General features: G+C 49.8%; 12 protein-coding genes and 1 tRNA gene. 9 read left to right on the top strand and 4 right to left on the bottom strand.

What is annotated here, in order from left to right:
- Nucleotides 1–19: 19 nt before the first annotated feature.
- Nucleotides 20–988 carry a DUF6263 family protein gene (locus tag BRW63_RS06245; RefSeq protein WP_073070053.1) on the top strand — a complete coding sequence of 323 codons (969 nt, stop codon included), beginning with the start codon at nt 20–22 and terminating at the stop codon, nt 986–988.
- Nucleotides 989–1,209: 221 nt separating this feature from the next.
- Here the strand turns inward: BRW63_RS06245 and BRW63_RS06240 are convergent, their stop codons facing one another.
- From BRW63_RS06240 to BRW63_RS06230, 3 genes are all read right to left on the bottom strand, one after another.
- Nucleotides 1,210–2,034, bottom strand: coding sequence for a SirB1 family protein (locus BRW63_RS06240; protein ID WP_073070052.1), 825 nt, complete (start codon nt 2,032–2,034; stop codon nt 1,210–1,212).
- Between the two features lie 27 nt (nt 2,035–2,061).
- On the bottom strand, nt 2,062–3,603 hold the full coding sequence (locus tag BRW63_RS06235; RefSeq protein ID WP_073070181.1) for an NAD(P)/FAD-dependent oxidoreductase: 1,542 nt from the start codon (nt 3,601–3,603) through the stop codon (nt 2,062–2,064).
- 459 nt (nt 3,604–4,062) lie between these two features.
- Nucleotides 4,063–4,143, bottom strand: a tRNA-Leu gene (locus tag BRW63_RS06230).
- A gap of 176 nt (nt 4,144–4,319) precedes the next feature.
- Between BRW63_RS06230 and BRW63_RS06225 the strand changes: the two genes are divergently transcribed.
- On the top strand, nt 4,320–5,672 hold the full coding sequence (locus tag BRW63_RS06225; protein ID WP_073070051.1) for a UDP-N-acetylmuramoyl-tripeptide--D-alanyl-D-alanine ligase: 1,353 nt from the start codon (nt 4,320–4,322) through the stop codon (nt 5,670–5,672).
- A 157-nt stretch (nt 5,673–5,829) separates the two neighbouring features.
- Here BRW63_RS06225 and BRW63_RS06220 read toward each other — a convergent pair whose 3' ends face one another.
- Nucleotides 5,830–6,222, bottom strand: a complete 393-nt coding sequence (locus tag BRW63_RS06220; protein WP_073070050.1) for a hypothetical protein — start codon at nt 6,220–6,222, stop codon at nt 5,830–5,832.
- 120 nt (nt 6,223–6,342) lie between these two features.
- Here BRW63_RS06220 and BRW63_RS28145 point away from each other — a divergent pair, with 120 nt between their 5' ends.
- The 7 genes from BRW63_RS28145 (at nt 6,343) to BRW63_RS06195 (ending at nt 14,663) form a co-directional block, all read left to right on the top strand.
- A complete protein-coding gene (locus tag BRW63_RS28145; protein ID WP_181314353.1) occupies nt 6,343–6,501 on the top strand; it encodes a hypothetical protein in 159 nt (52 codons plus the stop codon).
- 111 nt (nt 6,502–6,612) lie between these two features.
- A complete protein-coding gene (locus tag BRW63_RS06215; RefSeq protein ID WP_073070049.1) occupies nt 6,613–8,892 on the top strand; it encodes a COR domain-containing protein in 2,280 nt (759 codons plus the stop codon).
- Nucleotides 8,893–8,998: 106 nt separating this feature from the next.
- Complete coding sequence (locus BRW63_RS06210) at nt 8,999–9,325, top strand: DUF6972 family protein (RefSeq protein WP_073070048.1); 327 nt, start codon at nt 8,999–9,001, stop codon at nt 9,323–9,325.
- Nucleotides 9,294–9,542, top strand: a complete 249-nt coding sequence (locus BRW63_RS06205; protein WP_073070047.1) for a hypothetical protein — start codon at nt 9,294–9,296, stop codon at nt 9,540–9,542. The genes BRW63_RS06210 and BRW63_RS06205 overlap by 32 nt, the downstream gene beginning before the upstream one ends.
- A 473-nt stretch (nt 9,543–10,015) precedes the next feature.
- On the top strand, nt 10,016–10,183 hold the full coding sequence (locus BRW63_RS28140; RefSeq protein WP_181314352.1) for a hypothetical protein: 168 nt from the start codon (nt 10,016–10,018) through the stop codon (nt 10,181–10,183).
- A gap of 459 nt (nt 10,184–10,642) precedes the next feature.
- Complete coding sequence (locus BRW63_RS06200; RefSeq protein WP_073070180.1) at nt 10,643–13,813, top strand: MFS transporter; 3,171 nt, start codon at nt 10,643–10,645, stop codon at nt 13,811–13,813.
- A 103-nt stretch (nt 13,814–13,916) separates the two neighbouring features.
- A complete protein-coding gene (locus tag BRW63_RS06195; RefSeq protein ID WP_073070046.1) occupies nt 13,917–14,663 on the top strand; it encodes a Uma2 family endonuclease in 747 nt (248 codons plus the stop codon).
- The last annotated feature ends 83 nt before the right edge of the window (nt 14,664–14,746 follow it).

Genomic DNA, 14,746 nt, shown 5'->3' with positions numbered 1-14,746 from the left:
TATCCCATTTAAGGTTGTTATGAAGAAAACGTTATTTGTCGGCTCTCTGTTGCTGCTTACCACTGGGTTGGGGCTGAAGCCGATCGTGGCTCAAACGTTCGCCAAGCAGGTGGTCAGCCAGACACAACCCTCAGTTACTCCAGCTTCTCAGCCCAAAGTTGAGTTATTGAGTGCAGGCGCACAACCTCAGCAAGTTCTGCGCTTTAAGCCAGCGGTGAATACGATCGAGACAGCCACCATCACTTTGAATACGGCAATGGAAATGTCGATTCCAGGGATGCCTGCACCCCGATCGACCAAACTGCCTTCCACTCTGATGAAGATGGAAACGGTAGTCACCCAAGTTGATCCTAACGGTGATATTCACTATAAGTTTCGTTACACCGATGCAGACATGAAAGGCGATGCCTCAATTCCTGCGGGAGTGCTCAACACAGCGCGCGCTCAGGTGAAAAAAATAGTTGGCTTGAACGGCTCTTTTGTAATGGACGATCGGGGGCACACAAAATCCATGAGTCTGACCATTCCTAAAAGTGTCGATGCTATGACTCGCCAGATGTTAGAGCAGTCATTTCGATCGCTAGACCAGCTTTCTGTCCCACTGCCTGAGGTGGCGGTTGGTGTGGGCGCTCAGTGGAAGACGCTGATGCCCGTCAAAATCTATGGCATGATGCTCAACCAAACCGAAACCTATGAGCTAGTAAGCTTAAAAGATGGCGCTGCCACTCTCAAGGTGAGCGTTGATCAACAGGCACAGGGTCAAAAGCTGACGATACCAGGAATGCCAAAAGGGGCGAATGTGACCCTAAAATCGCTCAACACAACCGGGCAAGGAGAGAGTAAAGTGCGGTTCGATCGCTTGATGCCATCCATTTCTACGCTTTCGATGACCTCATCGGCTCAAATGCAATTGCCTAATCCTAGAACATCTGCGGTGACGACGATCGCCACCAAAACCCAAATAGAAATGATGTTGCAATCTAAATAAACGTGAGTTCGATAGAAGTGGTTCACTCCGATGATGAATTCGGGAAGCCCCCTAAATCCTCCAAAATTGGGGGACTTTGAATCGGAAATTTTGGCTTGAAGTCCCCCGAATTGGGGGATTTAGGGGGCAGAAGCCAGAACGAAGCGAAAAAACTCGTCGAACTCACGTTAAATAAAGCCAGATTTGCAATGGACATGGCAATGCCGTGTCCATTACCTTTGTTAATTTCCTTGCCCAATGCGATCGAGCAGTTTGCGAATCGTGTCGCGATCGTCTGCCATTGGCACCGCTTCTAAATAAGCTTTGAGGTCTTGACGCGCTTCGATCCAGCGATTTGTCCGAAAATAGAGAATGCCGCGATCGCGCAACTCAAATGCAGCATCGGGAAACAGGATCAAAATCCGCTCGATCGCCGTCAAGACCTTTTCCAACTCGCCGCGATTGAGATAAATCGCTTTTAAATTCGTCAACATTCTGGCTAAAAACTGTCGAGGAGTGACGGCAGCTAGAAATTGGGGTTGCATCTCAACGATCTGACCAGACATTTGGTTGAGTCGATCTTGGCAGTCTTGAGGAAACAAAATCTCACCCTGATCAAACGCATCTACAAAAATCTCCATGTCTTCTTGAATCGGACGGATCAAAAAATGTCCTGGCATTCCAATTCCCACCATCGGAAAATCTAACCGTTGAGCGATCGCCAAATACACCAGCGATAACGTGATCGGAATTCCAGTACGACGATCGATCACATCATTCAAAAAACTATTGCAAGGATCGTAGTAATTTTCAGTATTGCCAATAAATCCTAAGTTTTCATATAAATAGTGATTAATCGTTTTGACAATTTTTAACGGATAGGACTCGATCGGCAGTTGTTCTCGAATATCCTCTGCGATCGTATCTAACGCATTCAAATATTCATCGACATCTAAATCTGGATACTCTTCCTGAGCAATATAAAGAGCTGCCCGCTCCAGATTAATCTGCTCATCGGGTTGCCGAACTTCTTGATAAAAATGCTGTCTAGCTAAAGAGAAATCCATAAATAATTACTCAGTCAAAACTAAAATTTACTGCTTATAATCTCCGCCTGAGCCATATTTCCAGGCTTGAATCTGGCGATGCCAATAATACGCTTGAGTCGGCGATAAAGTCTTTACCCAGGGTTCTAGAATTTGCCCCAATGGATAGAGAACAGAATAGCCAGCCAGATTAATTGCGTGTCTCATCCAATCTAATAAAGTCAAAACTCCGACTTGCGGAAGAATTTTGAGAACGATACCCGGATGGCGAACTCCAGTCTTAATCAAAGTTTGAAACAGCGGCACAAATTGCACCACATCCTGAAGGAAGGGCTTGAGAACAGGGTCGCCAAGCTGCTGCATTTCTTGAAAGACGATCGTCAGCAGTTGATTAATTTGATTTGGCTCGATCGTTTGATCAACTCTGACGCTCATTGCCTTTTGAAACAGCCAGGTCACAGCTAAATTGGGTTGATAAGGCTGCAACGGCACCAATCCATTTCGACTCAAACTATCGCTTTCTAACGCTTCGTGAATGCCTTGGGTCAAGCGGTCCAAGTGGCGCACCATTGCCCCAAAACCGCCGAAACTCAAGGGTGATTGGCTACTGCTGCTGTCGCCTACAGGCAGAATGCGATCCCACTTAGGTTTGAGTGGGCTGTCACGATAGGATGGGAAAAACCCAAACAAAGCCCGCTGAAATTGTAGCTGAGAAAGCTCAACCTTTTGATAGTCAGGAAGCAATCGCAAATAGTCTTCAAACAGAGTTTCTAGTGTTAAGCGATCGGGGTGAGCATCCACATAAGTAAACAAATAAGTTGTCCTGCCGTCTCGCGCTGGAAATGCCTCCCAAAAATATTGGCACTGACGCTGCAACGGCGTAAACGAAACAATCAAATCGCCAGAATTATTCCCAGGAAACCCAGTTGCACAACTGCCCACCACCAAACAAACAGCATCCGGTTTTTGCCCTTGTCTGGCTTGTCGAACTATTGGCGAAAAATAGCCCATTGCATCGAGCATGAGCCGTGCCGTAAATCTTCCTTGAATAGAAACCCCATTAGGATGAATTGCCACCTCTTCAAACGGTGTTTTTTCAAATAGCATTCCACCCGCCGCGAGAAATGTTTGCTTAAGGGCTTCTAATAGCAAAATGGGATTGACCCCAATATTCAAAACATTTTCTGCAAACACATCAGAGCCACCCAAAAAGCTGACTCGGACGGGATTAAATTCACTAGAAATAGCCTTTTCTAACGCGGTTTCTGTCAGCAACCCTAACTCGATAAACACCTGTAGTTCTTTACGAGAAATGTTCCATTCTTGTTCTCGTCCTTGCAAGATTCCGCGCTCTAATAAGGCAACTCGCCAACCTTTTTGGGCCAGCGCCGCCCCGATTAAAATTCCTAATGTGCCGCCACAAATCACGACATCCCAATCAACTTTTTCTAATAAATCATCCCGATCGTGGACGACTGTAGAAACAGGTAATGTATCGTCTCGCAGCGCTTTCCATAGAGCATCCGATCGTCGCAGCCCACCCAACACATCACCCGGAAGCTGGGAGAGAATTTGTTCAGTTAGCGTCATATCAGTTGCAGCAATTCTCATCAGTCTTAAGGTATCGCGATTCAGCCTCGCTCATCAGATTCGTCAAGATACAAGTCCGCTTAAAGATCGTGAATTAGATAAGACCCGGATTTACCCTCTCCCCAAGGAGAGGGAGCTAGAGTCCGGTTCCTTTTGTCCTTGGGCAAAAGACCAAAACGTAGCCTGAATGTTGTGCGGCCTTATTTAACGTCAGTTCGACGAATTTTTTCGCTTCGTTGTCAGCGGCTTCTGCCCCCTAAATCCCCCATTCTGGGGGACTTTGAACCGGAAATTTTGGCTTGAAGTCCCCCAATTTTGGGGGATTTAGGGGGCAGCCCGGATTTGTGACCGCAGCGAAAAGCTTCATCGAATTCACATAAAGCTTCATCGAATTCACATTTATTTAATTCACGATTCTCAACAACAAAAAGGCACCCCGATCGGGGTGCCTCTTTATAATGCGGATGGCGAGACTCGAACTCGCAAGGCAAAGCCACACGCACCTCAAGCGTGCGCGTATACCAATTCCGCCACATCCGCACGGGCTGGCTGAGATGCCAGGGTTCAAATCAAATTTGACTTGAGCCTTGACTAGTATAGCAAAAAGCAACCCGATCGGCGCAAGTTTTCGCAATTTCTAATTCAGTCGTCTCAAAACTTGCCAAGGGCAACCGCTACAGCGTTCAATATTCATTACCTCACTGTCATTAGTCTTTATGTCATTTCACGCCACGCTGACCCAACTGATTGACGTTTTGGGTGCAACTGCTGAAAATTTAACTGAGCAAGCGCTGACTCAAACGGCGATCGGCATCACCATCGATAGCCGCAGTCTCAAGCCAGGAGAAATCTTTTTAGGGCTGCGCGGCGAAAAATTTGACGGGCACGATTTCGTGAGCCAAGCGTTGAAGCAGGGCGCGATAGCCGCGATCGTCGATGTTCAATTTCAAACCTCAAATCTGCCGATTCTGAGAGTAAAAGACGCCCTTGAGGCTTATCAAGCGATCGCGCACTGGTGGCGAAATCAGTTCAAAATTCCGGTAATCGCGATCACAGGTTCGGTAGGCAAAACCACGACTAAAGAATTGATCGCGGCGGTGCTGTCGAACTATGGAAACGTGCTGAAGACTGAAGCGAATTATAACAACGAGATTGGCGTTCCTAAAACCCTTCTAGAGTTGGGGCAAACTCATGATTATGCTGTCGTTGAGATGGGAATGCGGGCGCGAGGAGAAATTGCCCTTCTTAGCCAAATTGCGAGTCCTGATATTGCGGTGATTACCAATGTGGGAACCGCGCATATTGGGCGACTGGGATCAAGAACCGCGATCGCCGAAGCCAAATGTGAACTGCTGGCAGAAATGCCCCAAGATGCGATCGCGATTCTCAATCACGACAACCCATTATTAATTCAAACCGCCCAGACTGTTTGGCAAGGACAGACCATTACTTATGGGCTAGAAGGTGGCGACCTGCACGGGCAACTCATCGACGCTGAAACGCTCAAGGTGGGCGATCGATCGTTTCCTCTACCGTTAGTCGGACAGCACAACGCTCTAAATTATTTGGCAGCTTTGGCAGTCGCGAAAACTTTAAACCTAGATGAGTCAGCGCTTTCAGCAGGCGTGGATGTGGCAATACCGGGGGGACGATCGCGCAAATTTGAACTCGCGAACGACATCGTGATTCTAGATGAGACTTACAACGCGGGATTAGAATCAATGCTGGCGGCGCTGCAATTGTTGGCAGACACGCCCGGAACGCGTCATATCGCAGTTCTCGGCACCATGAAAGAGTTAGGAGACTGGTCTGTGCCCTTTCATCAACAGGTCGGGGCAATGGCAAAGCAGCTTAACCTCGACGGACTTTTGATTTTGGCAGACCAAGCCGAAGCCGAAGCCCTGACGATCGGAGCCGATCCCCTGCCATCTGAGCAATTTTCGACTCACGAAGCGGTCGTGGCTCGACTCAAAGAACTGGTACGATCGGGCGATCGGATTTTGTTTAAAGCCTCTCGATCGGTGGGACTCGATCGAGCGGTCGAACAGTTTCGATCTCAATTTCAATAGGCTGAAATCTGGCGCAAATCTCGGAGGTTAGGAGGCTGGCGCAAACCTCGGAGGTTTTACTTAGGAGTCAAGCATCTGCCCAAGGGTGGCTTAAACCTCCGAGGTTTTGACAAGCATCGTGACCACTGGTGACTTGAACCTCCGAGGGTTTGGCAAACTATTGGGTGCTTCCCACAGTCGCGAGTTTGACACCGCCGTTTTTGGTTCGGCTTTGGGCACTTTTGCGAACGCGATCGCTCTTGCGGGTTCCGCCTGCCATCTCATATTCGCGGCTGTCGTTGCCATATTTGCCGCTTACGCCGTTGAGTAGTTGGTCGAGCAGGTCGCCCAGGTCGCGTTCCATCTGGTCGATCTCTTGTTTGGCGATGTCGAGGGTGGCGATGGTGTCGTTGTAGTCGTTTAATTTGGCGTTTAGCTGATCGATTTGCGTGGCAAGGGTCGAAAGGTTGCGATCGTTGCCAAAGTTAAGCTGAGGATCGATGGCTTTGAGCTTCAAGATCCGCAGTTGCCCTTTGTCGAGAATGCGAGAGGTTCGCTGTGCGCGTGGCATAGTAGATGGTTCCTTTCTAGGATTCTGTACTGTTCTAGTTTGTCTTTGGTTGCTAGAAAACTGGTTGAGTGATTCGCGCAAAGATTGTGTTGTTTGTGAAGAGTTTGGCGATCGCGTCTCATGGTTTTCCGTAGTGATGTCGCGACGGCGAGTAGTTTTACTCAGAAAATTGCGGTGTTTGTGACGAAGGTTGTAACGTTTGTGGTGAATGTCGGAATGTTTGTGGCGAAGGTTGCGGTTTTCACGAAGAACGGCTTAGCGATCATGACAACAACCTGAACGGATACGGCGACAAGCCAAATGGATAGGATGCCACTCGTCTACTTCTCGAATCTCTTTGTCAAACTAGAAACATCCTTCTGACTTCTCAATCCCTCATTCTCACGTCTTATGACTCCTTCCTCTGTTCTTGAACTTATCGATCGTGCCTACACCGAAAACTTGAAAGTGCTTGACCTGTCGGGGCAGAAACTCACGGAGGTACCGCTAGAGATCGGGCGATTGACCCAGTTGAAAGCGCTTAACCTCTATCACAACCAAATCACTGTTATCCCGGACGCGATCACTCAACTGACCAATCTCACACAGCTTGACCTCCGGGACAACCAAATCACCATTATCCCGGACGCGATCACTCAATTGACCAATCTCAAAGGGCTTAATCTCCGGGACAACCAAATTACTGTTATCCCGGACGCGATCACTCAACTGACTAATCTCAAAAGCCTTGCCTTGGAAGATAACCCCATTCAGAATGTGCCGCCTGAAATTGTTCGTAAGGGTTGGGGTGAACATGAAGGGGAAGACGGTGAGCCGCAGGCAATTTTCGCCTACCTCAAATCTGTCTTTAATCGCCCATTAAATGAATTAAAAATCCTCCTCATCGGCGAAGGTGATGTCGGCAAAACCTCCCTCCTCAAACGGCTCACCCAAGACACCTTCAACCCCAACGAACCCAAAACTCCCGGCATCAACATCCAACCCTGGCGACTGCCCAACAGCGACCAAACCATCCAGCTTAATCTCTGGGACTTTGGCGGGCAGCGCGTCATGCACAGCACCCACCAATTCTTCCTCACCAAACGCAGCCTCTATCTCCTCGTCCTTGACAACCGCAAAAACGAACCGCAAAACCGCGTCGAATATTGGCTCAAGCTCATCGAAACATACGGCGGCAACTCCCCCGTGATCATCGTCGGCAACTGCTCAGACGAACACCCCCTAGAACTCAAAGCCCGCACCCTCAAAAAGAAATACCCCCAAATTAAACAAGTCCTCTCCACCTCCTGCAAAACAGGCGACGGCATCGACAAACTCTGGCAAGCAATCGCCAACCAAATCGACCAAATCCCCCACATCCGCGATCTCTTCCCCCAAGCCTGGTTCGACATCAAAACCCAACTCGAACAAATGCGAACCAGCTACGACTTCATTTCTTACGAAAGATACCAAACCCTCTGCACCCACGCCGAAATCGATACCCCTCAAGACCAAGAAATCCTCGTCGAAGTCCTCCACGACCTTGGCATTGTCCTCAACTACCGCAACGACCCCCGCCTCAGCGAAACCAACGTCCTCAACCCCGAATGGGTCACAAGCGGCGTATACGACATCCTCAACAACCATGACCTCATGGTCAACAAAAAAGGTATCCTTGCCCTCCCCGACCTCAGCACCATCCTCAAACAACCCGATCGCTATCCCCAAAACAAACGCCCCTTCCTCATGCAACTAATGGAGAAGTTTGAACTCTGCTTTCCCCTCGACGGCTACAGCGGCGATCGTTACCTCATCTCTGACCTCTTACCGATCGACGAACCCGACGTAGACACCTACGAAACCGCCCCGCTCCACTTCCAATATCACTACGACATCCTCCCCAGCATCATCATCTCCCGCTTCATCGTCCGCAACCACACCCTCATCTACAAAACCATGCGCTGGCGTAGCGGAGCCGTCCTCACCCGTGACAACAGCAAAGCCCTCGTCCGCGCAGACGAAGAAGACAACATCATCAGCATCAAAGTCCAAGGCTCCCGCACCAGTTCTCTACTCAACCTGATCCGCGCCGACTTCACCAAACTCCACACCAACCTAGCCGTCCAAGAATTCCTAGTCATTCGAGAAATTGTCAACGGCAAACCCACCAAACGAGAAGTCCCCGTCGATTACAATTACCTCTGCAAACTTGAACACGAAGGCACCGTAGAAGCCTCCCTCCCCCGCCTCAAAGGAACCTACAATCTTCGCGACCTCCTCGAAGGCGTGGAATCCCAAGCAAATCGCCAAAATAACCTCAACGATCGCCTCGATCGCAGTGAAAGAACCCGCAGCGATCAACCCCTCCGCCCTCTACCTAAACCTCACCAGCGTCCCGGCTTAGTCAAAACAAGTGTCGTAATGCTCGTCGTTCTAGGAGTCGTCGCCGCAATCTTTGCAGCGATCGCCCATTACGTCCCCGGATTAAATCTGGTTGTGACCATGATGGCAGTTCTAATCGCTTTCGGTGGAATCGGCATCTTCATCCTAAGAACCACAGGCATCATCGACAACAGCACCTTTCAAGAAACCTTGGATGGCTTCTGGAAAGCTGTCCCCTTCCTCAAAGACCACGACCCAGAAGAGAACCACGATCGTAAGCTGCCTCCCAAATCCGATGAGAAAAAATAATGAATCTCTCAATCGTTACCATTAGACCAAACTCATCGTCTCAGCGAGGGACTCATGCAAACGATCGCCTCCTCATCCCCAGGCAAAACAGAGATGAAACAACAGCATGATCGATCGTGACCTGACTCTCGACACAAGACACCTTGCCAAACACCTGCCCAACACCCCACAAATGCAAAAGCTCCTAGAGCAAGAAGGCAGCGTCCATCTCTTCCACGATCGCGCCACACTCAAAACCGTCGCCACAGCCATTTTACAGAACGGCGAATTTACAGGAACCCTGCGGGGACACGATCGCTACGGACTCTACTTTGCAGAACCCATTGGCTATCGACTCGACGCAGACGGCAACCAAACCCTGCTCTATTATGGAGAAATGAAGATCAAAGGAGACAAATATCATGTTATCCCCCGCACTCGCCCTAGCCGATAACTGGGACTTCACAGAACTCTGGGTCGATCCAACCGCCTCTCCCCCCTACGTTCTGATCCTGCTCTGCGACGAACAGGAGAACTGTAGCATCTACGATCCAGCACAAAACTATCAAGTTGTCTTTACCGGATCTTCCTACCAAGCCGCAAAACTCTGGCTCCTCGAAGATGAATACGAGCGAGTTGAAGGACAGCTCAAAGCCGAAAAAGTTGCCTAACCCCACCTCGCTGCAAGCCAGATTGTGTTTAAGCACCTGTTCAGGGTTGACTGCGGTTGCTACGCAGTTTCCCAAGGGGTAATCGCTTCCGTCACCATCCCAGCCTCAACGACCCCCACAATCCCGCCGCCGTCGAAGCCTACGAAGTCTGCCGCAAGCACGTCTGGGACGCATGAGAAACCCAACTGGCAAATCATCCAAGGTTAGAGCGTGTTTGAAACGTGTCGTTCATTGCATTCACCCGCCCCTCGACTGAAAGTCGGGGCTAACCCGATAAAGTCCACTAAAGGGACTGAAAGAGCCTCAAATAGACTGTCTTAGTCCCTTCAGTGGACTTCGCACCGTTAGCCCGGACTTTCAGTCACGGGCGGGACAGCATCGAGAGCGAAGGAACTTCTTATACTGTTCAAACATCTTCTCAGCTCAATTTCATCAACTCCAAACGCTATCATCACAGTTAGAAGCCATACTGATTGCCGCTGCCAATCCGCCCTACAACGTCAGATATCCAGCGAGGGACTCATGCAAACGATCGCCTCCTCATCCCCAAACAGACCAGCGAACACCTCAACCTAGTTGCCGCCAAAATAATGCTGGCTGCCTTTCCAGACCGAATTCACGGAATTTTCTTCATTAGCTGAGACCTTGCACCCACTCAATCAGCCCCGTTCGATCGAGTCGTTTTTAGCTCAGACCCGCCCGTGATTTTCAATCACGGTCTAACGGTGCGAAGTCCACTGAAGGGACTGCAAGAGGATTTGAGGTATTCAGTCCGTTTCAACGGACTTCGCAAGGCTAGCCCGGAATTCCATTCACGGGCGGGACACAATCGCAGTGAAGAGGCTGGTGCAAAATCTCAGTTAACCTCCGCCGGATCATGCTATCGACTATTTGAAGCCTCTCGATCGCGTCGTCGAGCAATTTCGCTCACAATATCTGTAGCCCCTACTCCTGCGGGCATATCTTTCTCCGACTTGTGGAGGATGCTGAAACCCTTTTAAGTCAGTCATCCTGACAGCAAGCGTTGTTCTACACAATTACAGAGCTTGGCTGGCGCAATTGCTCAGTTGCGCGGGTTTGGTAATGGAGAGGAAATTCCTATGTTTCAACTTTCAAAAATTACTTGGGAACTCAGTCAGATCCCCTGGCTGATGCAGATTCCCGTCGATCCGGGGGTTAACACTCCCGAACAGGCAGCATTAGTATTTTCAGGTCCAAGATTTTTTGTAGCTCTAATTTCAGGACTTGTATTAGCGTTTGCATTTCAGATTCTGTTAACAAACTTGTCCGTTGCGGCAGGTATTTCATATTTAGGGCGTTCTTCTGACTCTGATCAGGATCACAATCCTGAATCAGGCAGCGTAGGTGGAACCATTCGTAAAATTGAATTTGCGGTTGGCTTATGGACACTCATTACCGTTAGCATTGCTCTATTTGTTGCCTGTCTGCTGGCAGTGAAGCTGAGTTTGTTGAGCAGTGCAGTTTTGGGTGCGATCGTAGGTCTGGTAATTTGGGGCGCTTACTTCGTCCTTTTGGTGTGGTTTAGCTCAACCACAGTTGGTTCTCTGATTGGCTCATTGGTGAACAGCGCTACCTCTGGGTTTCAGGCAATTTTGGGCACAGCAACAGCAGCAGTTGGCGCTAAAGCGATCAATCAGCAAGTCGTTTCTACCGCAGAAGCGGCGGCGGCAGCAGTTCGGCGAGAGTTGGGGAACGCAGTTGATCCGATCCACGTTCGCGACTCGATCGAAGACTATCTCGAAAAAATTCGTCCGCCTCAGTTAGATGTGTCTCGGATTCGAGGAGAGTTTGAGAAACTTGTCAACGACCCAGAATTGCAGTCAATCGCCGGAAGCACGTCTCCGACTGAAGTCATGGAGCGGTTGCGGCACATCGATCGCAACACATTCTTAAATCTGATTAGCAGCCGCACTGACTTATCTAAGCAAGACGCAAATCGATTAGTCGATCAGTTAGAGTCGGTTTGGCAAAAAACACTCGGTCAGTTTCAGCGCAAAGATCCCACCGCAGAAATGATGGAGTATTTAAAAACTGTCCAATCGGGTTCAGTCAACACCAACGAGCTAAACGCCAAGCTCGATCGACTGACCGAAGAAGTCCGCCGACAGGGGCAAATGTTGGAAAATCCTCAGCAGTCTGGACTAGCTGCAACGAGTCAGCCGCCTAAAGAGCAACTGAGTATGGTCGATCGGGCGATGCAGTTTGCCACCCTGATGGGCACTGTGATGGGACGCACCGACCTCGCGGATCTAGATGTCGAGAAGATTTTAGGACAACTTCAGACCGCAAAAGATAAAGTGACTCAGGGCGCTCAACAGGTCGGAAGTCAGGTGGCTGAAAAGGCTCCAGGCTTTAGCCCGATCAAAGCAGATGTCGAAAATTATCTACTCAACGCCTACTCTTGGCACCTGAATCGAGAAACCTTAGAAACCGAATTTAGAGACGTTCTCTACGATCCCGAAGCCAACCCCGCGATCGTGCGTCGTCAGCTAGAGCAGTTAAACCGGACTGACTTTGTAAATCTGCTAACTCAACGAGGCGACCTTTCTGTTGCCAGAGTTGCAGAGGTCGCTGATCAGCTAGAAACGATTCGCACTGCCATTTTAGGAACGGTGCAAGCCTCTGACGAACAAGGTCAGTCTCAAGATCTGCGGGGTCGCCTTGAGAATTATTTACGCTCAACTGATAAAGCCGAACTCAATCCTGACGGCATCGAGCGAGATCTCTCCCTAATCCTGCAAGACCCCGAAGCGGGTTACGATGCATTAAGCAGCCGTTTGAGTCAGTTCGATCGAGACACGATCGTGCAATTGTTGGCACAACGCTCAGATATATCGCAAGAAGAAGCCGAGCGCATCGTTGGACAGGTCGAAAGTGTGCGCGATCGCACCCTCAATACCGCAAAGACGGCTCAAGAGCGCGTCAAATCTGAAGCCGACGCATTGCGAATTAGAGTCGAGTCTTATCTGCAAAACACTAACAAAGATGAACTCAACCCTGACGGCATCAAGCGCGATTTCAAACTTCTGTTAGACGATCCGCAAGCAGGAGCATCAGCGTTGCGCGGTCGGCTCAGTCAGTTCGATCGAGACACCCTCGTGCAGTTGCTTGCCCAACGTAAAGACATGACTGCCGAAGAAGCCGATCGGGTGATCAGTCAGCTTGAAGACGTGCGGCACAACATTCTCCATTCGCCTCAAATTGCTGCCGGAAAAGCAAAAGAGCAAGTGGATCAAGTCACGGTCAAAATCTCAGACTATTTGAAAAACACCAACCTGAAGGAACTCGACCCCGACGGCATTAAGCGCGATTTAAATACGCTGCTGCACGACCCCAAAGCAGGAGCCTACGCACTGGGGACGCGGCTCTCTCAGGTCGATCGTGAAACCCTGGTTAAACTTCTTAGCCAGCGCCAAGATCTGAGCGAAGAGCAAGTCAACCAGGTGATCGATCAAGTTCAATCGTCGCTTCGCAGCATTGCTCGTGCGCCTCGTCGTCTGGCAACCCGGACTCAGCAGCGAGTTATGAACTTTGAATCAGCTTTAGAAGGCTATCTCCGCAACACTCACAAGGCTGCCCTCAACCCCGATGGCATTAAGCACGATTTGCACATCCTGCTGCGTGACCCCCGATTGGGATTGAGTAACCTCGGAACTCGCGTTGCCGAAATCGATCGCCCGACGATCGTCGCGCTCCTATCCCAGCGTCAAGACATGACCGAAGAAGAAGCTAATCGCGTCGTCGATCAAGTTCTCTCGGTGCGTGAGCAGTTTATGGCGCAAATCCAGGGCATTCAAGACCGCCTTCAGTCTGTAGTTGACGGCATCTTTGCGAGAATTCGGGACTATCTGAATTCCCTCGATCGCCCCGAACTCAACTATGAAGGCATTCGTCAAGACGTGCGGACAATGTTCCACGACCCCCAAGCTGGATTTGATGCCATGCGCGATCGGCTCGGCAGCTTTAATCGTGAAACGCTGGTTGCCCTTCTTAGCTCTCGTGAAGACATCTCAGAAACCGATGCTAACCGCGTCATCGACCAAATCGAAGGCGCACGAAACACCGTTTTGCAACGAGCAGAGCGCGTTCAAGAAGAGGCCCAGCGTCGCCTAGAAGCGGTCAAGCGGCAGGCGAAAAAACAGGCAGAAGAAACCCGTAAATCAGCCGAATCAGCCGCCTGGTGGTTATTTGGCACCGCCATCATTTCTGCGGCGGCCTCCGCGATTGCAGGCGCGATCGCAGTTCTATAAACGATGGCTCTTGGTTAATCTCACGACACAGCCTCCCGATCGGGAGGCTTTTTTAATCGCGTCAATGTCAAAATAGAGCCAAGAAGTCTCAGAGGACATCGTTGTGGTGCAATATAATCCGTTGCAATCTCTGCCGACCGAAGACGATCTGCCCGACAGTGACGATACCCCAGTGGATAATGAACTTCAAGTCCTGATTCCGAGTTTGTTGCGATCGATTCTCGCTCTCTTGTGGGCAGACCGAATGGATTGGTTTTTTGGGGTCAACATGGGCGTTTATTATGAAGTTGGGCAACCTGCGATCGTGCCAGATGGCTTTCTAAGTTTGGGCGTTCCGCGTCAAAAACGGGAAAACGGGAGACGAAGTTATGTGATCTGGCAGGAACAAGTTGTGCCTCAGTTGGTTTTAGAATGCGTCTCTCAAACCTATGGCGGCGAGTATGACAACAAAATAGCAAAGTATGCCAACATAGGCGCACTCTACTACATCATCTACAATCCAGACTATGGACGGCGCGACCAGCACGACTCGTTTGAAGTCTATCGTCTAGTCAACGGACACTACCTACGACAGTCAGGAAATCCTGTCTGGATGCCCGAATTAGCGCTAGGCATCGGAGTTGAACAAGGAACGTTTGAAAGCTGGACACAAAATTGGTTGTATTGGTATGACCTACACGGGCAACGTCTTCCGACACCTGACACGATCATTGCGCGAGAGCGACAGCGGGCAGAACAAGAGCGACAGCGGGCAGAACAAGAGCGACAGCGGGCAGAACAAGAGCGGCAACTCCGAGAAGATTTACTAAATCGTTTACGAGAGAAGGGAATTGACCTTGACGATCTCTAGCCCGACTTCGCTTAGACAAGTTTTAGTTTGCAAAATCGGTTGCCTCGCTATCATCTAAGTAGTTTATAAAACTCAACGACCTA

Source organism: Phormidesmis priestleyi ULC007 (genome assembly GCF_001895925.1).
In the GTDB taxonomy this organism is placed as follows: domain Bacteria; phylum Cyanobacteriota; class Cyanobacteriia; order Leptolyngbyales; family Leptolyngbyaceae; genus Phormidesmis_A; species Phormidesmis_A priestleyi_A.
This window is presented reverse-complemented; position numbering and strand designations above follow the sequence as displayed.